The organism is Pseudomonas hormoni, from assembly GCF_018502625.1.
GTDB lineage: Bacteria > Pseudomonadota > Gammaproteobacteria > Pseudomonadales > Pseudomonadaceae > Aquipseudomonas > Aquipseudomonas hormoni.
Genome location: NZ_CP075566.1, coordinates 3,780,798 through 3,805,044, shown reverse-complemented (window position 1 = coordinate 3,805,044; position 24,247 = coordinate 3,780,798). Strand labels below are relative to the sequence as shown.

At 61.9% G+C, this 24,247-nt stretch carries 11 protein-coding genes; 5 read left to right on the top strand and 6 right to left on the bottom strand.

The annotated features are described in order from the left end of the window. Nucleotides 1-52 precede the first annotated feature (52 nt). Genes KJF94_RS17625 through KJF94_RS17605 form a run of 5 tightly spaced genes read right to left on the bottom strand, consistent with a single transcriptional unit; the run spans nucleotide 53 to nucleotide 6,321 of the window. Nucleotides 53-850: an enoyl-CoA hydratase/isomerase family protein gene (locus tag KJF94_RS17625; RefSeq protein WP_214377552.1), complete on the bottom strand. Its 798-nt coding sequence runs from the start codon at nucleotides 848-850 to the stop codon at nucleotides 53-55. Next, nucleotides 847-2,004, bottom strand: a complete 1,158-nt coding sequence (gene atuD, locus KJF94_RS17620; RefSeq protein WP_214377551.1) for a citronellyl-CoA dehydrogenase — start codon at nucleotides 2,002-2,004, stop codon at nucleotides 847-849. The genes KJF94_RS17625 and atuD overlap by 4 nt, the downstream gene beginning before the upstream one ends. Before the next feature lie 24 nt (nucleotides 2,005-2,028). Next, nucleotides 2,029-3,645 carry a geranyl-CoA carboxylase subunit beta gene (gene atuC / locus KJF94_RS17615; RefSeq protein WP_214377550.1) on the bottom strand — a complete coding sequence of 539 codons (1,617 nt, stop codon included), beginning with the start codon at nucleotides 3,643-3,645 and terminating at the stop codon, nucleotides 2,029-2,031. A 3-nt stretch (nucleotides 3,646-3,648) separates the two neighbouring features. After that, nucleotides 3,649-4,518 carry an SDR family oxidoreductase gene (locus KJF94_RS17610; RefSeq protein ID WP_214377549.1) on the bottom strand — a complete coding sequence of 290 codons (870 nt, stop codon included), beginning with the start codon at nucleotides 4,516-4,518 and terminating at the stop codon, nucleotides 3,649-3,651. A 12-nt stretch (nucleotides 4,519-4,530) separates the two neighbouring features. Beyond that, entirely contained in the window at nucleotides 4,531-6,321 is a 1,791-nt protein-coding gene (locus KJF94_RS17605) for an acyclic terpene utilization AtuA family protein (protein ID WP_214377548.1), read from the bottom strand. A gap of 175 nt (nucleotides 6,322-6,496) precedes the next feature. On the opposite strand from KJF94_RS17605, the gene KJF94_RS17600 reads away from it, so the two are divergent. The 3 genes from KJF94_RS17600 (at nucleotide 6,497) to KJF94_RS17590 (ending at nucleotide 9,115) form a co-directional block, all read left to right on the top strand. Then, nucleotides 6,497-7,123 carry a TetR/AcrR family transcriptional regulator gene (locus KJF94_RS17600; RefSeq protein WP_084321150.1) on the top strand — a complete coding sequence of 209 codons (627 nt, stop codon included), beginning with the start codon at nucleotides 6,497-6,499 and terminating at the stop codon, nucleotides 7,121-7,123. Nucleotides 7,124-7,216: 93 nt separating this feature from the next. Further along, entirely contained in the window at nucleotides 7,217-8,035 is an 819-nt protein-coding gene (locus tag KJF94_RS17595) for a substrate-binding periplasmic protein (RefSeq protein WP_214377547.1), read from the top strand. A gap of 75 nt (nucleotides 8,036-8,110) precedes the next feature. Continuing rightward, nucleotides 8,111-9,115 (top strand): GNAT family N-acetyltransferase, encoded by a 1,005-nt coding sequence (locus KJF94_RS17590; RefSeq protein ID WP_214377546.1) that lies wholly within the window; start codon nucleotides 8,111-8,113, stop codon nucleotides 9,113-9,115. Nucleotides 9,116-9,225: 110 nt separating this feature from the next. Here the strand turns inward: KJF94_RS17590 and KJF94_RS17585 are convergent, their stop codons facing one another. Further along, nucleotides 9,226-9,774 carry an RNA polymerase factor sigma-70 gene (locus KJF94_RS17585; protein WP_017339972.1) on the bottom strand — a complete coding sequence of 183 codons (549 nt, stop codon included), beginning with the start codon at nucleotides 9,772-9,774 and terminating at the stop codon, nucleotides 9,226-9,228. Between the two features lie 373 nt (nucleotides 9,775-10,147). On the opposite strand from KJF94_RS17585, the gene KJF94_RS17580 reads away from it, so the two are divergent. Together KJF94_RS17580 and KJF94_RS17575 are read left to right on the top strand one after the other, a co-directional pair. Next, on the top strand, nucleotides 10,148-23,146 hold the full coding sequence (locus KJF94_RS17580) for a non-ribosomal peptide synthetase (RefSeq protein ID WP_214377545.1): 12,999 nt from the start codon (nucleotides 10,148-10,150) through the stop codon (nucleotides 23,144-23,146). 181 nt (nucleotides 23,147-23,327) lie between these two features. Then, nucleotides 23,328-24,140: an alpha/beta fold hydrolase gene (locus tag KJF94_RS17575; protein ID WP_214377544.1), complete on the top strand. Its 813-nt coding sequence runs from the start codon at nucleotides 23,328-23,330 to the stop codon at nucleotides 24,138-24,140. Nucleotides 24,141-24,247 lie beyond the last annotated feature (107 nt).

Here is a 24,247-nt window from a genome sequence, read left to right as displayed (position 1 = left end):
GATTTTGTGAACGACAAAGGACCTGTAGGAGCATGGCTTGCCCGCGAAGCTTTTAAGAGGCCCACCCCGGTTTGCGCTTCTGCACGAAAGCCATGGTCCCTTCGACCCCTTCAGCCCCGGTCACCGCTTCGCTGAACCACTCCGCCGCTTCATCCAGCAAGGCATCCGAAGGCTGCCCAGCACTCGCCAGCAACAGCTTTTTGGTCGTCGCATTCGCCCCCGGCGCGCAGCACAGCACATGGGCCAGAACTTCATCGAGACGCTCGGCCAGCGCTTGCGCGTCATGCTCGACAAAATGCACCAGACCCATGCGCCGGGCGTGTGTGCCATCAAATCGCGCTGCAGTCAGTGCCAACCGTCGAGCCTGGGTCAAACCGATACGCTGAACCACGAACGGTGCGATCTGCGCGGGCAGCAAGCCGAGGCTGGTTTCCGGCAGACCGAATTGCGCCTGGTGATCGGCCAGGGCGACATCGCTGACGCACGCCAGCCCCAGACCACCGCCGAGCACCGCGCCTTGCAGCACCGTGATCACCACTTGCGGCGCGTGTTGCACTTCCTGCAACAGCGCGCCAAACGCCCGATTCAAATCGCGGTAGGCCGAAGGTCCCTGAGCTCGGGCATTGGCCATGTCCTTGATGTCGCCACCGGCGCAGAAGTGCCCGCCGGCACCGCCGATCACCAAGGCCCGAATTTCACGGTCATCGCGCACTGCCGACAGCACCGAACGCAACTCGGCGACCATCTGCAAGCTCATGGCATTGCGGCATTCCGGGCGGTTGAGGGTGATGTGCAGCACGCCGTTATGCGGCTCGAGCAGGAGTGTCTGGCAAACCGGCAGGGTGCTCATTTCCTTTTCCCCGGCAGGATGCCCATCAGTTTGCAGATGATCCCCAGCATGATTTCGTCGGCGCCGCCGCCAATCGATACCAACCGCACGTCGCGGTAGGCGCGGGCCACCGGGTTGTCCCACATGAAGCCCATGCCGCCCCAATATTGCAGGCAGCTGTCGCTGACTTCGCGGCCCAGTCGTCCGGCCTTGAGTTTGGCCATCGACGCTAGGCGCGTGACGTCCTGACCTTTGATGTATTGCTCGGTGGCCTGATAGACCAGCGCCCGCAGGCATTCGACTTCGGTTTGCAGCTCAGCGAGGCGGAAGTGGATGACCTGATTGTCGATCAGTGCATTGCCGAAGGTTTTGCGTTCCTTGCAGTACTCGATGGTGCTGTCGATGCAGTATTCCAGGCCCTTGATCATGTTCGCGGCACCGAACAGGCGTTCCTCCTGGAATTGCAGCATCTGCATCATGAACCCCGCGCCTTCATGCCCGATGCGGTTGCGTTGCGGTACGCGCACGTTGTCGAAAAACACCTGGGCCGTTTCCGAGCTGCGCATGCCGAGCTTGTCGAGGTGCGAACTGAGGCTGATGCCGGGGGTGTTCATCGGCACCATGATCAGCGATTTGTTGATGTGCGGCTTGTCGTCCGAGGTGTTGGCCAGCAGGCAGATGAAATCGGCGCTCGGCGAGTTGGTGATCCACATCTTGCTGCCGTTGATCACGTAGTCGTCGCCGTCCTTGCGGGCGGTGGTTTTCAAGCCGGCGACGTCGGAACCGGCACCGACTTCCGACACGCCGATGCAACCGACCTGTTCGCCGGTAATCGCCGGCCGCAGGAATTCTTCACGCAGTTCATCGGAGCCGAAGCGTGCCAGCGCCGGCGTGCACATGTCGGTCTGCACGCCGATGGACATCGGGATCCCGCCGCAATGAATGGTGCCGAACTCTTCGGCGGCGACGATCGAATAGCTGTAGTCGAGCCCCATGCCGCCGAATTTTTCCGGTTTGGAAATCCCCAGCAAGCCGAGCTCCCCCGCCTTGCGAAAGATGTCGTGGATTGGGAAACGCCCGGCCTTTTCCCACTCCTCGACGTGCGGGTTGATCTCGTGCGCGACGAATTGGCGAACGGTGCGGCGCAGTGCTTCGTGTTCCTGGGTGAAGATCATTTTTATTGTTCTCCTCTGGCCGGTTCAGAACCGGGCCACGCCAAAACTATTGGTTTGCAGCGGCCGCATGTCGGCCTCATGACAGATGTCCAGCAAGTAACCTAGCAACGTCCGGGTATCCCGGGGATCAATCAATCCGTCATCCCAGAGATTGGCGCTGCCATACAGCGCGGTGGACTGGCTGTCGAGTTTCTGCGCGGTGACCTGCTCCAGCATGTCGAGCATTTTCGGGTCAGGTACCAGACCGTCCTTGAGCTGTTTGGCCTCGGTGACGATCCGCAGGACCTTGCCGGCCTGAGCGCCGCCCATCACCGCCGTGCGGCTGTTGGGCCAGGCGAAGATGAAGCGGGGGTCGAGGCCGCGGCCGCACATCGCATAGTTGCCGGCGCCATAGGAACCACCGACAACGATCGTCAGTTTTGGCACCCGGGCGTTGGCCACCGCCTGGATCATTTTGGCGCCGTGCTTGATCACGCCTTGTTGTTCCGACTCGGTGCCGACCATGAACCCGGTGGTGTTGTGGAAAAACAGCAGCGGCGTCCGGCTCTGATCGCACAGCTGAATGAACTGCGCAGCCTTGCTCGCGCCTTTGGGCGTGATCGGGCCGTTGTTGCCGATGAACCCGCAGGCGCGCCCCTGAATCTGCAGATGACCGCAGACGGTCTGTTGATCGAACTCACCCTTGAACTCGAGGAAGTTCGAACCGTCGGCGATTCGCGCGATGATTTCGCGCACGTCATAGGGTTTTTTCGGGTCGTCGGGAATCAGCCCGAGCAGTTCGTCGATGGGGTAGAGCGGTTCTTGATGGTGACGTTCGGGTGCCCATTGCAACTGATCATTCCACGACAACAGGCTGACAATCTCCCGCACCTGACGCACGCCATCGGCATCGTTCTCGGCCAGGTATTCAGCGGTGCCGGCGGTTTGCGCGTGCATCTCGGCGCCGCCCAGTTCCTCATCGGTAGCGACCTCGCCGGTGGCGGCCTTGAGCAGGGGCGGCCCGGCGAGAAACAGCTTGGCTTTGCCGCGCACCACCACCACGTAATCCGACAGCCCCGGCTGATACGCGCCGCCTGCCGTGGCCGAGCCGTGGACCACGGTGATTTGCGGCAAGCCCATGGCCGACATCCGCGCCTGATTGGCAAAGCTGCGCGCGCCTTCGACGAAAATCTCCGCTGCGTAATTAAGGTTGGCGCCACCGCTTTCAGCGAGGGTGATCACCGGCAGTTTGTTTTCCATGGCGATCTGTTGCAGGCGCAGGGATTTTTTCAAGCCGCTGGGGGAGATGGTTCCTCCCTTGATCGCGCTGTTGTTCGCCACCACCAAGGCACGAACGCCGGATACGTAGCCGATCCCGGCGATCAAGCCGCCGCCCGCCGAGCTGCCATCCTTGTCGTCATGCAATTTGTAACCGGCCAGGCTTGCCAGTTCGAGGAACGGCGCACCGGGGTCGAGCAACAGGTTGAGGCGTTCACGGGGCAGCAATTGCCCGCGCTTGTCGAACTTCGCTTTGGCTTCGGCCGCTTTGTTCAGCAGGTTTTGTTCGAGCTGACGGACTTGCTCGATACCGGCCAGCATCGCGGCACGGTTCCGGGCGAACTGTTCGCTGAACGGGTCGACTTGCGACTCAATGACCGGCATGACTTATTCCTTGTCCTTGAGCACGTCCGGTAAGTACGCGCGGTGGAAACCGTTGAACGACTCACTGTTGGTCGCCTTGTGGATCGGCCACGCCCGGCCGCCAAGGCTGGCGGCGCCGTCGATACGCAAGGTGCTGCCACTGACAAACGCCGCGGCCGGGCTGAGCAGGAACACGATCGCGGCACTGACTTCCGATTCGGTGCCGATGCGTTTCAGCGGCACGTGTTCGCGCAAGGTCGGAATCACCGCTTTGAACGCGCCTTCGTAAGTGTCCATGCCGCTGGAGGCGATCCAGCCCGGCGCCACCGCGTTGACCCGCACACCGGCGTAACCCCATTCGAACGCAGCGGTCTTGGTCAGGTTGTCCATGCCCGAGCGCGCCGCGCCCGAGTGACCCATGCCGGGCATGCCGCCCCACATGTCGGCGAGCATGTTGACGATGGCGCCGCCGTGTTGGCTCATGGATTGATTGAACACTTCCCGGGCCATCAGGAAACCGCCCACCAGATTGGTGCGCATCACGGTTTCGAACCCCTTCTGATTGATCGAGGCCAGCGCCGACGGGAATTGGCCGCCGGCATTGTTGACCAGTCCATGAATCGGACCGTGCTTGCGGATCAGTTCGCTGACCAGATGCTTGACCGCTTCCTCTTCGCGAATATCGCAGGTCTGCCAATCGGCCTTGCCGCCATCCTCGACAATTTCAGCGGTCACGGATTTCAGTTTGTCGGCAGTGCGCCCGATCAACAGCACATGGGCACCGAGCGCCGCCAGTTCATGAGCGGTGCAGCGGCCGATGCCGCTGCCGCCACCGGTGACGATGATGTTTTGTCCGGCAAACAGATCAGCTTTGAAAATCGAATCGTAGGCCACGGCGGCAGTCCTCTAGTTGACCTGGTCGGCGATGCGCTGAGGCACCGGAATCTGGATGTCCAGCAGTTGTTGGGCGAAGGCTTTGCCTTGCGGATCGATCCGCAGGCTGGCCACGCCGCCCCCGCCCAGGGCGTTTTCCAGCAGAAAATTAAGGCTGTGGGTCGCGGGCAGATACCAGCGCTCGACGCGTCCATGAATCGGGTCGAGCACGTGGCTCATCCAGTCGACGATCACTGCCGGGGTCAAGGCTTCGGCGATCCACGGCAGGTACTCCGGATCGCGGGCCATGACGCCGATGTTGCTGTGATTGCCCTTGTCACCGGAGCGTGCAACCGCGAGTTTGATCAGTGCCACGCTGGCATCGGCGCGACCTGTGGGTTTCGGTGGTTCGAACGGCACCGGCAGGTCCGCGGTGGCGAGCGCGTCGAGGGCGGGCAGGGCGCACGGGTGACGCTGACCGTTGAGATCAATGTCCAGCGTGCAGGCCGTTTTGTCGATGAGGAACGAAAACAGCCGGATCAGCGGATACACCGTCGGCCTGCCGCCGACGATCCCTGTCAGCCCCGGGGCCATGCCGGTGGCGGCCTGGGCAATTTCCCGGGAGAACACGATCAAGGCCTGTTTGCTCGGGTGGCGCACGGCGAGTTTGATCACCACTTCGCGACTGTCCTGTCGCTGGCCATGGGGGCCGTAGGTCGCCTCGCTGCCCAGGAGTTCGATGTTCACTTCGCTGTAAGGCGCCCAGCCGCGCTGACTGAAGATTTCCGAGGTCTTGTTGATGATTGCTTCGCTGACACGCCGGGCCTTGTCCACCGCATCGATCCCGGCGATCAGGCAACTGGCGGTGCAGCGGAAGCCGTCCGGATATGTCGCGCTGACCTTGTATTGATCAGTCGGAGGCAAACCCTTTGCACCATGCACCTGAACCGCGTTCCTGCCTTGTTGCTGAAGTTTGACCTGAGAGAAATCGCAAACCACGTCGGGCAAGAGATAAGCCTGCGGGTTGCCGATTTCATAGAGCATTTGTTCGCCGACGGTGAGGGGCGTAACGAGGCCGCCGGAGCCTTCGGGTTTGCTGACAAGGAACTGGCTGTTGGCACTGACTTCGACGATGGGGAAACCGATGTGTTCGTAGTCGGGGACATCGCGCCAGTCGGTGAAGTTGCCGCCGGTGCACTGGGCGCCGCATTCGATGATGTGCCCGGCGAGGGCGGCTTGAGCGAGTTTGTCGTAGTCGTGCCAGGACCAGCCGAATTCATGCACCAGCGCAGCGCTGACCACGGCGCTGTCGACCACGCGCCCGGTGATCACGATGTCCGCGCCCAGACGCAAGGCTTCGACTATGCCCGGCGCGCCGAGGTAGGCATTGGTGGAAACGCACATCGGCGGCAAGGGTGCGCCGCTGAACATTTCGTGGAGGCCGCGGCTGCTCAGCTGTTTGAACTGCGGTTGCAGATCATCACCCAGCAGCACCGCGATCTTCAGCGGCACGCCAGCCTTGTCGCAGGCCGCTTGCAGCGCAGCGGCGCAGGCGTGTGGATTGACGCCGCCGGCGTTGCTGATGACGCGGATTTTCTGTTCGGTGAGTGACCCCAGCAGAGGGCTGAGGACTTCGATGAAGTCACTGGCGTAGCCGGCCTGTGGATCTTTCATCCGCGCACCGGCCATAATCGACATCGTGATTTCGGCCAGATAATCGAACACCAGATAGTCCAGGCGCCCGCCGTCCACCAGTTGCGCGGCGGCGGTCGAGGTGTCGCCCCAGAAGGCGCTGGCGCAACCGATGCGTATCGTTTCAGGCACAGCCCTTTCCATAGCCACCTCCGACAAACGTGAATCGAGACTACCAAGCAAGCGCTTGGTTTGTAAACGGTTGAAATATCTTCGGCCCGAGCGCTTGCTTGGTTGCCTTCGTCAGCTTAAATTGCCCGCGCAACCCCGCTGTTTTAGCGGTGAATACGACTGTAGGAGAGAACGGGTGGACGAGCAAAAAGCCCTGAGGGTCATGCGCGAACTGGTCGACAGCGGCCAGTTGACCGACCCGGACAGCGCCCGTGGCAAGCTGCTGCAAGTTGCGGCCCACCTGTTCCGCAATAAAGGCTTTGAACGCACCACGGTGCGCGATCTGGCCGGTGCCGTGGGCATTCAGTCGGGAAGTATTTTTCATCACTTCAAAAGCAAGGACGAGATCCTGCGGGCGGTGATGGAGGAAACCATTCGCTACAACACCGCGTTGATGCGTGCCGCGATCGCTGAAGCCGACAACGTGCGCGAGCGGGTGCTGGCGCTGATTCGCTGCGAATTGCAGTCGATCATGGGCGGCAGCGGTGAGGCCATGGCGGTGCTGGTGTACGAATGGCGTTCGCTGTCCGAAGACGGCCAGGCAAAGGTCCTGGCGCTGCGCGACATCTATGAGGACCTCTGGCTGCAGGTGCTGGGGGAGGCCAAGGACGCGGGCTTCATCCGCGGCGACGTGTTCATCACCCGCCGTTTTCTGACCGGTGCGCTGTCGTGGACCACGACCTGGTATCGCGCGGATGGCAGCATGAACCTCGATCAATTGGCCGATGAGGCGTTGATTCTGGTGCTGGAAGAAAAACAATAATTTCGCGCAGGGCAGCAAGAAACTGGCTAAGTGGCGGAAACCGCCTAGCTTGAATGGATTGATGCGTATTTTTTTGGGGAGTGGGAAGTTTTGATGTCTTCGCCAATTCGGACGGCCTCACGGCTTTTGCTGGCGGCGCTTGCGGCGTTGTGGGTATTGCCGTCCCCCGCTGCACAGCTGGTGCGGGTTGGTGCCGCGCATTTTCCGCCTTATACCGTGCGCCCGGAATCCGGTGCCGACACCGGTCTGTTGCCACAGTTGGTCGAAGCGCTCAATGCGTTACAAAGCGACTATAAGTTCGAGCTGGTGCCGACTTCCATTCCGCGACGCTTCGGTGACTTCAAGCAGGGCCGGGTGGACATGGCGATTTTCGAGAACCCGGGCTGGGGCTGGAAGGAGATTCCCCACACCAGCGTCGACATGGGGCTGGAGGACGCCGAGATTTTTGTCGCGCAACGAATCCCGAATCGTCAGCAGAACTACTTTTCCGACCTCGCCGGCAAGCGTCTGGCGCTGTTCAGCGGTTATCACTACGAGTTCGCCAACTTCAATGCCGACCCGAAAGTCCTCGCGCAAAACTACAACGCCACACTGACCTATTCCCACGACAGCAACCTGCTGATGGTGCTGCGCGGACGCGCCGACATTGCCCTGGTGACGCGCTCTTACCTGAGCGATTACCTGCTGCGCAACGAGAAGGTCGCTGATCAGTTGCTGGTGTCCCAGCGCATCGATCAGGTCTATCACCACTACGCCATTCTCCGTCCCGAGGCACCGATCACCGGCGAGGCGTTCGGCAAGTTGCTGCAAGGGTTGCGGGACAACGGCCAGATGCTGAAGATTTTCGATCCGTACAAGATCGCCATCGTGCCCGTCTCGCACGCTGAGAACGCGCCGCAGGTCGCGAATTAACCGACTTCTCTTAAATTTCCCGCACGGGATCACGTCACATCGTTGAACTGTCGACGATTACCGTGAGCCCGACCCATGCCCGATCTGAATGACCTGACTGCCCTGGCCTTGCCGACGGGCAGTCGCCTTGTCGCTGAAGAAAGCGAAAACCGGCTGAGTCTGAGCCTGGACGCGCAACCGCTGATTACCCTGCGCCTGACACGCGAGCCCGAGTTGCAGGTGCGGGTCGAAGCACGCCTCGACACTCAGGCATTGTGGGCCGCCTGTTATTGGTTGTTTGCCCGTGACCCCGCGTGTCAGCACCTGGCGTGGCACCTCGATGAGGCTCCCGTTGAAGCCTTGCTCAGTGGATTACTGATCCCGAACGAAACGGCCGGCCAGTATCGCTGCGAGCGCGCGTTGTTCTGGCAGTTGCCGCAGCCCTGGTTGGGGGCATCGATGACCGGCAGCTATCCACAACAGAGGGTGATCAGCGGCGGCAAGCGCCATCCGTTGCGGCCAGTGAAGCCACGCGGTGAGGTCTATCGGCGTTTCGATGCCCGACTGGGCGCATGGATTTCCCTGCGAACGGTGGATATCGACCTCGACCTTGCGCGGTTCAACCGCTGGCAGAACAGTGCGCGGGTGGCGAGTTTCTGGCAGGAAGAGGGCAGCCTCGAACAGCATCGCGAGTACCTGGGCAAACTCGAAGCTGATCCGCACACCGTGACGCTGATCGGCTGTTTCGATGACCAACCGTTTGCCTATTTTGAAGCCTACTGGGCCAAGGAAGACCGCATTGCGCCGTTCTACGAGGCGGGCGATTACGACCGTGGCATTCACATGCTGGTCGGCGAAGAAAATCATCGCGGTCCGCACAAGGTGGCGAGCTGGTTATCGGCGTTGACGCATTACCTGTTTCTCGACGATCCACGCACCCAGCGGGTGGTCGCCGAGCCGCGCGCCGATAACGCGAAGATGATCGGGTATATGCAGGGGCAGCGTTTTCACTGCGAGAAAGAGTTCGACTTCCCGCACAAGCGCGCGGCGTTGATGGTGTTGGGGCGGGAGCGGTTTTTTGAGCGGTGTGGGTTGGCGTGATGCTTGGGGACTCAAGATCTGTGCCGGTCTTGAGTCAGTCTTCGCGGGCAAGCGTCGCTCCTACAGGTTCAGCGCAAACCTTGTAGGAGCGAGGCTTGCCCGCGAAGCTTTTAACGACGGGCGAAGGTGTCAGCGCGACTGCCCGACACCTTGCGGCAATGCACCAACGCATCACGAATCATGAAGTTCACCAGGGTCGGCGAGACACCGAGTTCCTTGGCGATGTCCTTTTGCGGCACACCGTGCAGGCGGTACATCTCGAAGGCGTAGCGGGTGCGGCTCGGCAGCTCCGTCAACGCGTCGGCGATGTTCTCCAGGGTCGAGAAATTGATGTGCGAGGTTTCCGGCGAAGCGCCTTGAATCACCACGTTCAGCCCTTCCTCTTCAGGCCCCGAATACTTCTGTTCCAGCGCCTGTTTGCGGTAGTGATCGATCGCCAGGTTGCGCACGATCTGGAACAGGTAACTGAGCTGAGCCTTGATCGAGGATGTGATCTGCGGCGCCGATTGCAGGCGGAAGAACGCATCCTGAACAACATCTTCGGCACGTGACCGGCAGCCGGTAATACGGGCAGCAATCTTGACCAGAATCAGTCGATTGTCGACGAACGCCTGAAGTAGCGGTGAATCGCACCTGCTTGTGGATACTTGTTCCGTCATGGAAATCACCTTGCTGCAAATAGGGTCGTGGGACGACAGGAGAATCGGAGCCGTCCTACACATCGAGCGACAAATTATTCTGAATGATAATGATTGTCAATTGAGAAAGAGAAGTAATGCTCTTCAAAGGTGCACAGTGAGAACTGCGACACGCTGACGCAGCCGCGCCCCCGTTGACGATCAAGCCTGCCGACTAATTATTTTCAGACGTCATCCGTTCTCATTGGTGAATGGCTCCGGGCGCTAGCCCCGGCCGAAACAGCATTCCCAATGCCTTGCGCGGTCGGCGAAGACCGCGTCCTGCATGCCCCCGAAGGGGCGTGACGTCAGAAAACCGATTCCATTTGCAAGCCGAATTCAGGCAGGAAACCTCATGACCGACGCGTTCGAAATACCTGGCACACTGGTCCAAGCCCTTCAGCGCCGCGCGGTCCTGACACCGGATCGGGTGGCTTTGCGTTTTCTCGCCGAAACCCCGGATCAGGCAGTAGTGCTCAGTTATCGCGAGCTGGATCAACGGGCGCGCACCATTGCCGGTGCGTTGCAGGGCGAGACGGATTTCAGCGATCGCGCGGTGCTGTTGTTTCCCAGCGGTCCGGATTACGTCGCGGCGTTCTTTGGTTGCTTGTATGCGGGCGTGATTGCGGTGCCGGCTTATCCGCCGGAGTCGGCCAAGCGTCATCACCAGGAGCGCCTGCTGTCGATCATCAGCGACGCCGAACCGCGTCTGCTATTGACCAGCGCGGGCCTGCGCGACGCGTTGCAGCAAATTGAAGGCGCGCCGCCGCTGTTGTGCGTCGACACCCTTGATGCTGCGATGGCGGAGCGTTGGGTCGAGCCGAACCTCGAAGGCGATCACATCGCTTTCCTGCAATACACCTCCGGCTCCACGGCGCTGCCTAAAGGTGTGCAAGTCAGCCACGGCAACCTGGTGGCCAATGAACTGCTGATTCGCCACGGTTTCGGCATCGACCTGAACCCGGATGACGTGATCGTCAGCTGGCTGCCGCTGTACCACGACATGGGTTTGATCGGCGGCCTGTTGCAACCGATTTTCAGTGGTGTGCCGTGCGTGTTGATGTCGCCGGCGTACTTCCTCGGTCGGCCGTTGCGCTGGCTGGAAGCGATAAGCGAATACGGCGGCACCATCAGCGGCGGGCCGGATTTTGCCTATCGACTGTGCAGCGAGCGGGTCAGCGAATCGGCGCTGGAACGCCTCGACCTGAGCGGCTGGCGCGTGGCGTATTCCGGTTCCGAACCGATTCGCCTCGATACCCTGGACCGTTTCGCCGAGAAATTCGCGAGCTGCGGTTTCACCCCGGACAGTTTCATGGCGTCCTATGGGTTGGCGGAAGCCACGTTGTTCGTCGCGGGCACACCACGTGGCGAAGGCATCGGCAATCTGCGGGTGGACGATCAGGCTTTGGCACAAAACCGTGCCGAAGCGGGCGAGGGCAGCGCGATCATGAGTTGCGGCATCAGCCAGCCGGATCACGCGGTGCTGATTGTCGATCCATTGGCGCTCAACGAACTGGCCGACAACGCGATCGGCGAAGTCTGGGCCACCGGGCCGAGCATCGCCCACGGCTATTGGCGCAACCCCGAGGCCAGTGCCAAGACCTTCGTCCAGCTCGCCGGAAAAACCTGGCTGCGCACCGGTGACCTGGGTTTCATGCGCGACGGTGAGCTGTTCATCACCGGGCGCCTGAAAGACATGCTGATCGTTCGCGGCCACAACCTGTATCCGCAAGACATCGAACAGACTATCGAGCATGAAGTGGAAGTGGTGCGCAAAGGTCGCGTCGCCGCGTTCGCCGTGAACATCGACGGTCAGGAAGGCATCGGCATCGCCGCGGAAATCAGCCGCAGCGTGCAGAAAATCCTGCCGCCCGAAGCGCTGATCAAAGCCATTCGCCAAGCCGTGGCCGAGGCGTATCAGGAAGCGCCGAGCGTGGTGGTGTTGCTCAATCCGGGCGCATTGCCCAAGACCTCCAGCGGCAAACTGCAACGCTCGGCGTGCCGCAATCGCCTGGCGGATGGCAGCCTCGACAGCTACGCGGTGTTCCCGTCGGCCACCACGGAAAACGAGGCGAGAACCGAGTCGGGTTCCGAGCTGCAAACCCTGATCGGCCAGATCTGGTCCGAGCAATTGCAGGTCAAACAGGTCAGCGCCGATGACCACTTCTTCCTGCTCGGCGGCAACTCCATCGCCGCCACTCAAGTGGTTGCGCGCTTGCGTGAAGAGCTCGGTCTGGAGCTGAACCTGCGCCTGCTGTTCGAAGCGCCGACCCTCGGCGCATTTACTGCCGCGGTCGCGCAGCAACAACAGGACGGCGGCCTGGCTCAAGGTGCAATCAGCACGCTGTCGCGCAGCGAAGCGCTGCCGCAATCCCTGGCGCAAAACCGTCTGTGGATTACCTGGCAACTGGACCCGCAAAGCAGCGCCTACAACATTCCCGGCGCCTTGCGTTTGCGCGGCGAACTGGACGAAGACGCTTTGCGCGCCAGTTTCCAGCAACTGATCGAACGCCACGAATCCCTGCGCACGCGCTTTTTCGAACGTGACGGCGTAGCGCTGCAACAGGTCGATGCCGCCGGCGAATTCAACCTGCAACTGATCGACATCAGCGATCTGCCCGTCGCCGAGCGTGAAGCCCGCGCGCAACAACTCCGCGAGGACGAAGCGCACACCCAGTTCGATCTGGAGAAAGGCCCGCTGCTGTGGGTGACGCTGGTACGCCTTGATGATGAGGATCACCAATTGCTGGTGACGCTGCACCACATCATCGCCGATGGCTGGTCGCTGAATGTGCTGATCGACGAGTTCTCGCGCCTGTACGCTGCCGCGTCCCAAGGGCAAACGGCAACACTCGCGCCTTTGCCGACCCAGTACGCCGACTACGGTAGTTGGCAGCGTCAATGGCTGGCGCAAGGCGAGGGCGAACGGCAATTGGCCTACTGGAAAGCGCAGTTGGGCGATGAGCATCCGACCCTGAGCATGGCCACCGATCACCCATGTTCGGCGCAACAGCTGCACAGCGCCGCACGCCACACCGTCCGGTTGGGCGCGCCCCTGAGCGATGCCATTCGCCAGACCGCCCAGGCCCACGATTCCACTTCATTCATGCTGTTACTCGCGGCGTTCCAGAGCCTGCTGCATCGCTACAGCGGCCAACGCGACATTCGCATCGGCGTGCCGAACGCCAACCGTCCACGCCTGGAAACCCAGGGCCTGATCGGCTTCTTCATCAACACACAAGTGCTGCGCGCCGAAGTGGATTCGCGGTTGCCGTTTGTTGAGTTGCTGGCGCAAACCCGCCAAAACGCATTGGGCGCACAAGCGCATCAGGACCTGCCGTTCGAACAACTGCTGGAAGCCTTCCCGCAAGCCCGCGAACAGGGCTTGTTCCAGGTCATGTTCAACCACCAGCAGCGGGACCTGAGCGCACTGCGTCGCTTGCCCGGTCTGCTCGCCGAAGAACTGCCGTGGCACAGCCGCGAAGCCAAGTTCGACTTGCAACTGCACAGCGAAGAAGACCGTAACGGTCGCCTGAGCCTGTCCTTCGACTACGCCAGCGAACTGTTCGACGCCACCACCATCGAGCGACTGGCCGAGCATTTCAGCAACCTGCTGCGCGCCATTTGCGACCAGCCGAAAACGGCCATCGGCGACCTGCAACTGTTGGCGCCAAGCGAGCACGATCAGCAAGCGTCGTGGAGCGCCGCGCCGTGCACACCGGCGAGCCAATGGCTGCCGGAACTGCTCAACGAACAGGCCCGCCTGACGCCGGAACGCACCGCACTGCTGTGGGACGGCGGCAGTCTGGACTTCGCCGAACTGCACACCCAGGCCAACCGCCTCGCGCATTATCTGCGGGACAAAGGCGTCGGCCCGGACGTGTGCGTGGCCATCGCTGCCGAGCGTTCGCCGCAGTTGCTGATCGGTCTGTTGGCGATCATCAAGGCCGGTGGCGCCTATGTGCCGCTGGACCCGGATTACCCGGCCGAGCGACTGGCGTACATGCTCAGCGACAGCGGCGTGGAATTGCTGCTGACCCAAACCCGATTGCTCGACCGACTGCCGGACACCGATGGCGTCAGCGTGATCGCCATGGATGCGCTGCACCTGGAGAACTGGCCGAGCCAGGCGCCGGGTCTGCATCTGCACGGCGACAACCTCGCTTACGTGATTTACACCTCCGGTTCCACCGGCCAGCCGAAGGGCGTCGGCAACACCCACGCAGCCCTCGCCGAACGCCTGCAATGGATGCAGAACACCTATCGCCTGATCGACACCGATGTGCTGATGCAAAAAGCGCCGATCAGTTTCGACGTCTCGGTATGGGAATGCTTCTGGCCGCTGATCACAGGCAGCCGCTTGCTGATTGCCGGCCCGGGTGAACATCGCGATCCGCACCGCATCGCGCAGCTGGTTCAGCAATACGGCGTGACCACGCTGCACTTTGTGCCGCCATTGCTTTCGTTGTTCATCGACGAACCGCTCACCGCCGAATGCACCAGCCTGCGTCGTGTGTTCTCGGGCGGCGAAGCCTTGCCTGCCGAGTTGCGCAACCGCGTGCTGGAACAACTGCCGGCCGTGCAACTGCACAACCGCTATGGCCCGACCGAAACCGCGATCAACGTCACCCATTGGCATTGCAGCACGGCCGATGGCGAGCGCTCGCCGATTGGCCGTCCGTTGGGCAACGTTATCTGCCGGGTGCTCGACAGCGAACTCAACCCGGTGCCGGCCGGTGTGCCGGGTGAGCTGTGCATCAGCGGCCTCGGTCTGGCCCGTGGTTATCTGGGCCGTCCGGCCCTGACCGCCGAACGCTTTGTCGTCGATCCGTTGAGCGAGCAGGGCGCACGTTTGTACCGCACGGGCGACCGTGCACGCTGGACCGCCGAGGGCGTGATCGAATACCTCGGTCGTCTCGATCAACAGGTCAAACTGCGTGGCTTTCGCGTCGAACCGGAAGAAATCGAAGCGCGTCTGCTGGCTCAGAACGGCATCGCTCAAGCGGTGGTGCTGGTGCGCGAAACAGCGGCCGGTGGTCAACTGATCGGTTACTACACCACCACTGAAACCAGTGAAACAGAAGACGCGCAAGCCGCACGCCTGAAAACCGCGCTGGCGGCCGAGCTACCGGAATATATGGTCCCGGCGCAACTGATGCGCCTGGAAGAAATGCCCCTCAGCCCAAGCGGCAAACTCGACCGTCGCGCCTTGCCGGAACCCCAGTGGCAAGTGCGCGAACACGTTGAGCCGGTCACTGAACTTGAACAGCAGATCGCTGCGATCTGGCGTGAAGTGCTGGGCTTGAAGCAGATCGGCCTGCGTGACGATTTCTTCGCCCTCGGCGGTCACTCGCTGCTGGCCACGCAAATCATCTCCCGCACCCGGCAGGCTTGCGACGTCGAGTTGCCGCTGCGGGCCTTGTTCGAAAACAGTGAACTGGGCGCATTTGCCCAGCAGGTCCAACAGATCCAGGCCAGCGGCAGTACCAACAAGCAACCGCCGATCGAGAAAGTCGACCGCAGCCAACCGGTGCTGCTGTCCTATTCCCAGCAGCGCATGTGGTTCCTCTGGCAGATGGAGCCGGACAGCCCGGCCTACAATGTCGGCGGCATGGCGCGGCTGCGTGGAGTGCTGGATGTCGGACGCTTCGAGACGGCGTTACAAGCGCTGATCATGCGTCACGAAACCTTGCGTACCACGTTCCCGAGCGTCGACGGCGTGGCGCAGCAAAGGGTGCACCCGGAAACCGGGATGCGCATGGACTGGAAGGATTTCTCCGCGCTGGATGCCAACGGCCGGGAATGGGCGGTCCAGCAATTGGCCGACGACGAAGCCCATCAGCCGTTCGATCTGGAAACCGGACCGCTGCTGCGCGCCTGCCTGGTCAAGACCGCTGAGCAGGAACATTACCTGGTGCTGACCCTGCACCACATCGTCACCGAAGGCTGGGCGATGGACATTTTCGCCCGGGAACTCAGCGCGCTCTACGAAGCGTTTGTCGATGATCGTGAGTCGCCACTGGCGCCGCTGCCGGTGCAATACCTCGATTACAGCGTCTGGCAGCGTCAGTGGCTGGAATCCGGCGAGCGTCAGCGTCAGTTCGACTACTGGACCGCGCAACTGGGCCGCGAACATCCGCTGCTGGAATTGCCTGCCGACCGTCCGCGTCCGCCGGTGCAAAGTCATCAGGGCGAGCTGTTCCGATTCGACCTGAGCGACGACCTCGCCGCACGGGTTCGCGCCTTCAATGCGCAAAACGGTCTGACCCTGTTCATGACCATGACCGCCGCGCTGGCCGTGCTGCTTTACCGCTACAGCGGCCAGACCGACCTGCGTATCGGCGCGCCGGTGGCCAACCGTATTCGCCCGGAAAGCGAAGGGTTGATCGGTGCGTTCCTCAACACCCAGGTGCTGCGTTGCCAGCTCGACGGGCAGATGTCGGTCAGCGAGTTGTTCGAGCAGGTGCGTCACACCGTGATCGAAGGCCAGTCCCATCAGGACCTGCCGTTCGATCATCTGGTGGAGGCCTTGCAACCACCGCGCAGTGCTGCGTACAACCCGCTGTTCCAGGTGATGTGCAACGTGCAGCGCTGGGAATTCCAGCAAAGCCGCACGCTCGCCGGCATGACTGTCGAGTACCTTGCCAACGATGCGCGTGCGACCAAGTTCGACCTCAATCTGGAAGTTACCGACCTTGATCATCGTCTCGGTTGCTGCCTGACTTACAGCACGGATTTGTTCGACGAGCCGCGCATTGCGCGCATGGCCAAGCACTGGCGCAATCTGCTGGAAGCGCTGCTGGCCGACCCGCAGCAGCGCCTCAGTGAACTGCCTTTGCTCGAAGCCACTGAGCAACGACACCTGCTGGACAGCCTCGGCGTCGAGCCGGGTGAACATCGACTGGATCAGTGCATCCATCACCTGTTCAGCGAGCAGGCCCTGGCGCGCAAGGATGCGCCGGCGCTGACGTTCGCCGGTGAAACCCTGAGTTACGCCGAACTCGACAGCCGTGCCAATCGCCTGGCCTGGATGCTACGCGAGCGGGGTGTCGGGCCGCAGGTTCGCGTCGGTCTGGCACTCGAGCGGTCGTTGGAAATGGTCATCGGCCTGCTGGCGATCCTCAAGGCGGGCGGCGCCTATGTGCCGCTCGATCCGGAATACCCTCTCGATCGCCTGCATTACATGATCGAAGACAGCGGCGTCGGTTTGCTGCTCAGCGATGCGGCGATGTTCAAGGCCCTCGGTGATCTGCCATCCACCGTCGCCCGTTGGTGCCTGGAGGAGGATGCTGCGGAACTGGCCAACTACCCGGCCACCGAGCTGCCGTTCATCAGCCTGCCGCAACACCAGGCGTACCTGATTTACACCTCGGGCTCTACCGGTAAGCCGAAAGGCGTGGTGGTGTCCCACGGTGAAATAGCCATGCACTGCCGCGCGGTCATCGAGCGCTTTGGCATGCGTCCGGACGACTGCGAGCTGCATTTCTATTCGATCAACTTCGACGCCGCGACCGAGCGTTTGCTGGTGCCGTTGCTGAGTGGTGCTCAGGTTGTCTTGCGCGCCCAAGGCCAGTGGGACGCCGAAGAAATCTGCGGGTTGATCCGTCGCCACAACATCAACATCCTCGGTTTCACCCCGAGCTATGGCAGCCAACTGGCGCAGTGGCTGGCGACTCAGGGCGAAACCCTGCCGGTGCGCATGTGCATCACCGGCGGTGAAGCGCTGACCGGCGAACATCTGCAGCGGATTCGTGCGGCGTTCAAACCGAGCCTGTTCTTCAACGCCTACGGCCCGACTGAAACCGTGGTCATGCCGCTGGCCAGTCTGGCGCCTGAGCAGCTGGAAGAGGGCATGGGCAGCGTGCCGATCGGCAGCGTGATCGGTGCTCGCGTGGCGTACATCCTCGACGCCGATCTGGCGTTGGTGCCGCAAGGTGCGACGGGTGAGTTGTATGTGGGCGGCGCCGGTCTGGCGCAGGGTTATCACGACCGTCCGGGCATCACGGCGGAGCGGTTCGTGGCTAACCCGTTCGTGGCCGATGGTGGGCGGATTTATCGCACCGGCGACCTGGTGCGTCAACGTGCCGACGGACTGGTGGAATACCTCGGACGCATCGACCATCAAGTGAAAATTCGCGGTTTCCGCATCGAGTTGGGCGAGATTGAAACCCGCCTGCTGGAACATCAATCGATCCGTGAAGCCGTGGTTTTGGCACTGGACGCACCGAGCGGCAAACAACTGGTCGGCTATCTGGTCACTGAGGTAGCGGATCAGGACGAAGCACAACAAACCGAATTGCGCGAAGCCCTCAAGGCTCACCTGAAATCGCAACTGCCGGATTACATGGTGCCGACGCACCTGATCCTGCTGGCCAGCATGCCGCTGACGGCCAACGGCAAACTCGACCGTCGTGCGTTGCCGGCACCGGATCCCGAGCTGAATCGTCAGGACTATGTGGCCCCGAGCAACGAGCTGGAACTGACGTTGGCGCAGATCTGGTGCGACGTGTTGAACGTTGCGCAGGTCGGTCTCAACGACAACTTCTTCGAACTGGGCGGCGACTCGATCCTGTCGATCCAGGTGGTCAGCCGTGCGCGGCAGCAGGGCATTCACTTCAGCCCGCGTGACCTGTTCCAGCACCAGACCGTACAAACACTCGCCGCTGTGGCGAGCCGCACCGAACAGGTCACGGCCGAGCAAGGTTTGCTCACCGGCGAATCGCGTCTGACGCCGATCCAGCACTGGTTCTTCGACACCGACATGCCCGAGCGTCAGCACTGGAACCAGGCGTTGTTGCTGGAACCGACCGTTGTGCTGGAACCTCATCGTCTGGAGCAAGCGCTGCTGGCGGTGATCGAACAGCACGACGCCTTGCGCCTGCGTTTCTCTGAAGCCGCAGGCGAATGGAGGGCGGCGCACCAGAAGGTGGGAGGCGCGCCGGTGCTGTGGCAAGTGCGGGTGTCGGCGATGGATAAATGCGCGGCACTGTTCGCCGATGCCCAGCGCAGCCTTGACCTTGAACAAGGGCCGTTGATGCGTGCGCTGCTGGTCGATGGTCCTGAAGGCCAGCAACGGCTGTTCTTCGCGATCCATCACTTGGTGGTGGACGGCGTTTCCTGGCGCGTATTGCTCGACGATCTGCAAACGGTGTATCGCCAACTGGCGGCTGAACAGTCGGTCAAACTGCCGGCGAAAACCAGCGCCTTCAAGGACTGGGCCGCACGCTTGCAGGCGTATGCCGGCAGCGAATCCCTGCGTGAGGAGCTGAGCTGGTGGCAGTCGCAACTGGCCGGGCCGAGCGTCGGATTGCCGTGTGACCGGCCTGAGGGCGGCCGGCAGAATCGTCACGCTGAAACCGTCAGCGTGCGCCTCGATAGCGAGTACACCCGGCAACTGTTGCAACAGGCACCGAGCGCCTATCGCACCCAGGTAAACGACCTGTTGCTGACGGCATTGGCCCGCGTGCTGTGCCGCTGGAGCGGTCATGAGTCGGCGTTGATTCAACTCGAAGGCCACGGTCGCGAAACGCTGTTCGACGAAATCGACCTGACCCGCACCGTGGGCTGGTTCACCAGCGCTTATCCGCTGCGCCTGACCCCTCTGAACATCGAAGAAGCCGCCGGGCAGGGTGCCTCGATCAAGGCGATCAAGGAACAACTGCGCGGCGTGCCGCACAAAGGGCTGGGTTATGGCGTGCTGCGTTACCTCGCCGATGCCCCGTGCCGTGAAGCCATGGCTGCGTTGCCGGTGGCGCCAATCACCTTCAACTACCTCGGCCAGTTCGACCAGAGCTTCGGCGCGGACGCGTTGTTCCGTCCGCTGGATGAAGCCGTCGGTGCCGCCCACGATCCGAAAGCGCCGCTGCCCAACGAGCTGAGCGTTGACAGTCAGGTCTACGGCGGTGAACTGGTGCTGCGCTGGACCTTCAGCGCCGAACGCCATGACGCGCAAACCATCCGCGAACTGGCGGACGCCTACCTCGGCGAATTGCAGAGCCTGATCGAGCATTGCCTGCGTGACGAGGCGGGTGGCCTGACGCCGTCGGACTTCCCGCTGGCGAAGCTGACCCAGGCGCAACTCGACGCACTGCCGATTCCGGCCGCCGCCATCGAAGACGTCTACCCACTGACGCCGATGCAGGAAGGCATGCTGCTGCACACCTTGCTGGAGCCGGGCACCGGTCTCTACTACATGCAGGATCGTTATCGCATCAACAGCGAACTCGATCCCGAGCGTTTCGCCGAGGCCTGGCAAGCGGTGATCGCCCGTCACGAAGCCTTGCGTGCGTCTTTCTGCTGGAACGTCGGCGAAGACATGCTGCAAGTTATCCACAAGCCGGGCAGCACGCCGATCGAGTATCTCGACTGGACCGCCATCGCCGAGGCCGAGCAAGAACCGAAACTGCAAGCACTGCTGAAAAGCGAGCGCGAAGCCGGGTTCGATCTGCTCAACCAGGCACCGTTCCACCTGCGTTTGATCAAAGTTGGCGAAGCACGCTACTGGTTCATGATGAGCAACCACCACATCCTCATCGATGCCTGGTGCCGCTCGCTGTTGATGGCGGATTTCTTTGAGATCTACACCGCGCTGGGTGAGGGTCGCGAGGTCCAATTGACCGTGCCGCCACGTTATCGCGACTACATCGGCTGGCTGCAACGCCAGAGCCTGGACGAAGCGCGGCAGTGGTGGAAAACCAACCTGCAAGGCTTCGAACGGACCACGCCGATTCCGAGCGACCGACCGTTCCTGCGTGAACATGCGGGCGACAGCGGCGGCATGATCGTCGGTGACCGCTACACCCGTCTCGATGCCCGCGACGGTGCACAACTGCGTGAACTGGCGCAGGCCCATCAGCTGACCATCAACACCTTCGCCCAAGCGGCGTGGGCCCTGGTGCTGCGGCGTTTGAGCGGTGATCGCGACGTGCTGTTCGGCGTCACGGTGGCCGGGCGTCCGGTGGAAATGCCGGAAATGCAACGCACCGTCGGGCTGTTCATCAACAGCATCGCGCTGCGGGTGAAAATGCCCGAGGACGATCAGCGTTGCAGTGTTCGCCAGTGGCTGAGCGGCTTGCTCGACAGCAACATGCAACTGCGCGAGTACGAATACCTGCCACTGGTGAGCATTCAGGAAAACAGCGAATTGCCGAAAGGCCAGCCGCTGTTCGACAGCCTGTTCGTGTTCGAAAACGCCCCGGTGGAAGTCTCGGTGCTCGACCGTGCGCAGAGCCTCAACGCGACCTCGGATTCTGGTCGGACCCACACCAACTTCCCGCTGACGGCGGTGTGCTATCCGGGCGATGACCTGGGCTTGCACCTGTCTTACGACCAGCGTTATTTCGACGAGTCGACCGTCGAGCGCATGCTCGGTGAGTTCAAACGTTTGTTGCTGGCACTGGTCGAAGGTTTCCATGGCGACATGACGGACTTGCCGTTGCTCGGCGCCGAGGAACAAGACTTCCTGATTCATGGCTGCAACCAGAGCGAACACGATTACCCGCTGGAGCAGAGCTACGTGGCGTTGTTCGAAGCGCAGGTGGCGTTGCATCCACAACGGATCGCCGCCAGTTGCCTCGATCAGCAACACAGTTACGTGGAGCTGAACCAGCGCAGCAACCGCCTCGGTCATGCGCTGATCGCGGCGGGTGTCGGGCTGGATCAACCGGTGGCGTTGCTGGCCGAACGTAACCTCGACCTGCTCGGGATGATCATCGGCAGCTTCAAGGCTGGGGCGGGTTATCTGCCGCTGGACCCGGGGCTGCCGAGTCAGCGTCTGAGCCGGATCATCGACCTGAGTCGTACGCCGTTGCTGGTGTGCACTCAGGCCTGTCGCGTCCAGGCGGTGGCGCTGCTGGAGGAATTCGGTTGCGCCAGTCGGCCGAAGTTGTTGGTGTGGGAAGATGTTCAGGCGAGCAATGTGTCGGTGGCCAATCCGGGCATCTACAGCGGCCCGGACAACCTCGCCTACGTGATTTACACCTCGGGTTCGACCGGTCTGCCCAAAGGCGTGATGGTCGAACAGCGCGGCATGCTCAATAACCAGTTGAGCAAGGTGCCGTACCTCAATCTCAGCGACGCCGATGTAATCGCGCAGACTGCTTCACAAAGCTTCGACATTTCGGTCTGGCAGTTCCTTGCCGCGCCGTTGTTTGGCGCGCGGGTCGACATCGTGCCGAACACCATCGCCCACGATCCGCAAGGTTTGCTGGCGCATGTGTCGGCCCAGGGCATCACCGTGCTGGAAAGCGTGCCGTCGCTGATTCAGGGCATGCTCGCCCAGGAGCGCATGAGCCTCGACGGCCTGCGCTGGATGCTGCCGACGGGTGAAGCGATGCCGCCGGAACTCGCGCACCAATGGCTGCTGCGCTACCCGGACATCGGGCTGGTGAATGCCTACGGGCCGGCGGAATGCTCGGACGACGTGGCGTTCTTCCGCGTCGACGTGGCCTCGACCCGCGGCAGCTATTTGCCGATTGGTACGCCGACCGACAACAACCGTTTGTACCTGCTCGATGGCGCGCTGGACCTGGTGCCGTTGGGTGCGGTGGGCGAGTTGTGCGTGGCCGGCACGGGTGTCGGGCGCGGTTATGTCAGCGATCCGCTGCGCACGGCGCAGGTATTTGTGCCGAACCCGTTTGGTGAGCCGGGGGATCGTCTGTATCGCACTGGCGATCTGGCCCGTCGGCGCAGTGACGGCGTGCTGGAATACGTCGGGCGGATCGACCATCAGGTGAAGATTCGCGGTTACCGTATCGAACTGGGTGAAATCGAAGCGCGTCTGCACGAGCAACCCGAGGTCCGCGAAGCGGCGGTCGGTGTGCAGGAAGGCGTGAACGGTAAACACTTGGTTGGCTATCTGGTCGCAGCGGATTCGGCACTGAATCCGACCGAGCGTCTGGAGCGCATCAAGCAACGCCTGCGCGCCGAGCTGCCGGAATACATGGTGCCACTGCACTGGTTGTGGCTGGAGCGGATGCCGCTCAATGCCAACGGCAAACTGGATCGCAAGGCGTTGCCGGCGCTGGAGATCGGCCAGTTGCAGAACCAGGATTACCAGGCGCCGCGCAATGAGCTGGAGCAGACGTTGGCGGATATATGGGCCGAGGTGTTGAAGGTCGAGAAGGTCGGTGTACGCGACAACTTCTTCGAGTTGGGCGGGCATTCGCTGCTGGCGACGCAGATTGCCTCGCGGGTGCAGAAATCGCTGCAACGGGATGTGCCGCTGCGGGCGATGTTCGAGTGCAGCACGGTGGAGGAACTGGCGGAGTACATCGACGGCTTGGCCGCGAGTGACATCACCGAGGAGAAGGTGGATCGGTTGAATGACTTGATGGCGGAGTTGGAGGGGCTCTGATTTTCCAGCGTCTGTAAGGGCCTATTCGCCAGCAGGCTGGCTCCCACATTTGAACTGTGTTCGCAGAACAAATGTGGGAGACAGCCTGCTGGCGATGGGGCCACTGAAAGCACCACAAGGTTGACTGTGGAACCACAGCAGCACAGTCTCCGTGCTCCAGTTTTCACAAAGGAAACAGTCAATGCCCCTCGTTACGATTGACGGACAACCCCTTCACTACATCGATAAAGGCACCGGCCCCGCAGTGCTGCTCGCCGGCAGCTACCTCTGGGACCAAACCATGTGGGCGCCGCAGATTGCCGCGCTGTCGCAGCAATACCGGGTCATCGCCCTGGACCTGTGGGGCCACGGTGAATCAGGCCCGCTACCCGAAGGCACGCAATCGCTGGATGACATTGCCCGTCAGGCACTGGCGTTGCTCGATCATCTGGACATCGACCGGGTCACGCTGGTCGGTCTGTCGGTAGGCGGCATGTGGGGCGTGCGCCTGGCCTTGTCGGCGCCGCAGCGAATCAATGGCCTGGTGCTGATGGACACCTACGTCGGCGTCGAACCGGAACCAACTCGCCAGTACTATTTTTCGCTGTTCAAACAGATCGAAGACACCGGCGTGATTGCCCCGCAACTGCTCGACATCGTGGTGCCGATCTTCTTCCGTCCGGGCATCGATCCGCAGTCGGCGCTGTATCAGGATTTCCGCGCGAAACTGGCCGCGTTGCCGCCGGAGCGCCTGCGTCAAAGCATCGTGCCGATGGGCCGGATTACGTTTGGTCGGGATGATTTGTTGCCGCGTCTGGGCGAGTTGAAGGCTGACACCACGCTGGTGATGTGTGGCGATCAGGACAAGCCGCGGCCGCCGTCGGAGGCGCATGAAATGGCCGGGTTGATCGGTTGCCCGTGTGTGCTGGTGCCGGAGGCGGGGCATATCTCCAATCTGGAGAATCCGTCGTTTGTGACTGAGGCTTTGCTGAAGTTTCTGGCTGAGAGAAATTAGTCGATCGTATTGACGCCTTCGCGGGCAAGCCTCGCTCCTACAGGATTTATGTCGATTGCAAATATTGTGATCGACATAAATCCTGTAGGAGCGAGGCTTGCCCGCGA

Coding starts and splice junctions, on each gene's coding strand:
- KJF94_RS17575 (WP_214377544.1), top strand. CDS start 23,328: ATGCCCCTCGTTACGATTGACGGACAACCCCTTCACTACATCGATAAA.
- KJF94_RS17580 (WP_214377545.1), top strand. CDS start 10,148: ATGACCGACGCGTTCGAAATACCTGGCACACTGGTCCAAGCCCTTCAG.
- atuC (WP_214377550.1), bottom strand. CDS start 3,645: ATGCCGGTCATTGAGTCGCAAGTCGACCCGTTCAGCGAACAGTTCGCC.
- KJF94_RS17590 (WP_214377546.1), top strand. CDS start 8,111: ATGCCCGATCTGAATGACCTGACTGCCCTGGCCTTGCCGACGGGCAGT.
- atuD (WP_214377551.1), bottom strand. CDS start 2,004: ATGATCTTCACCCAGGAACACGAAGCACTGCGCCGCACCGTTCGCCAA.
- KJF94_RS17625 (WP_214377552.1), bottom strand. CDS start 850: ATGAGCACCCTGCCGGTTTGCCAGACACTCCTGCTCGAGCCGCATAAC.
- KJF94_RS17595 (WP_214377547.1), top strand. CDS start 7,217: ATGTCTTCGCCAATTCGGACGGCCTCACGGCTTTTGCTGGCGGCGCTT.
- KJF94_RS17585 (WP_017339972.1), bottom strand. CDS start 9,774: ATGACGGAACAAGTATCCACAAGCAGGTGCGATTCACCGCTACTTCAG.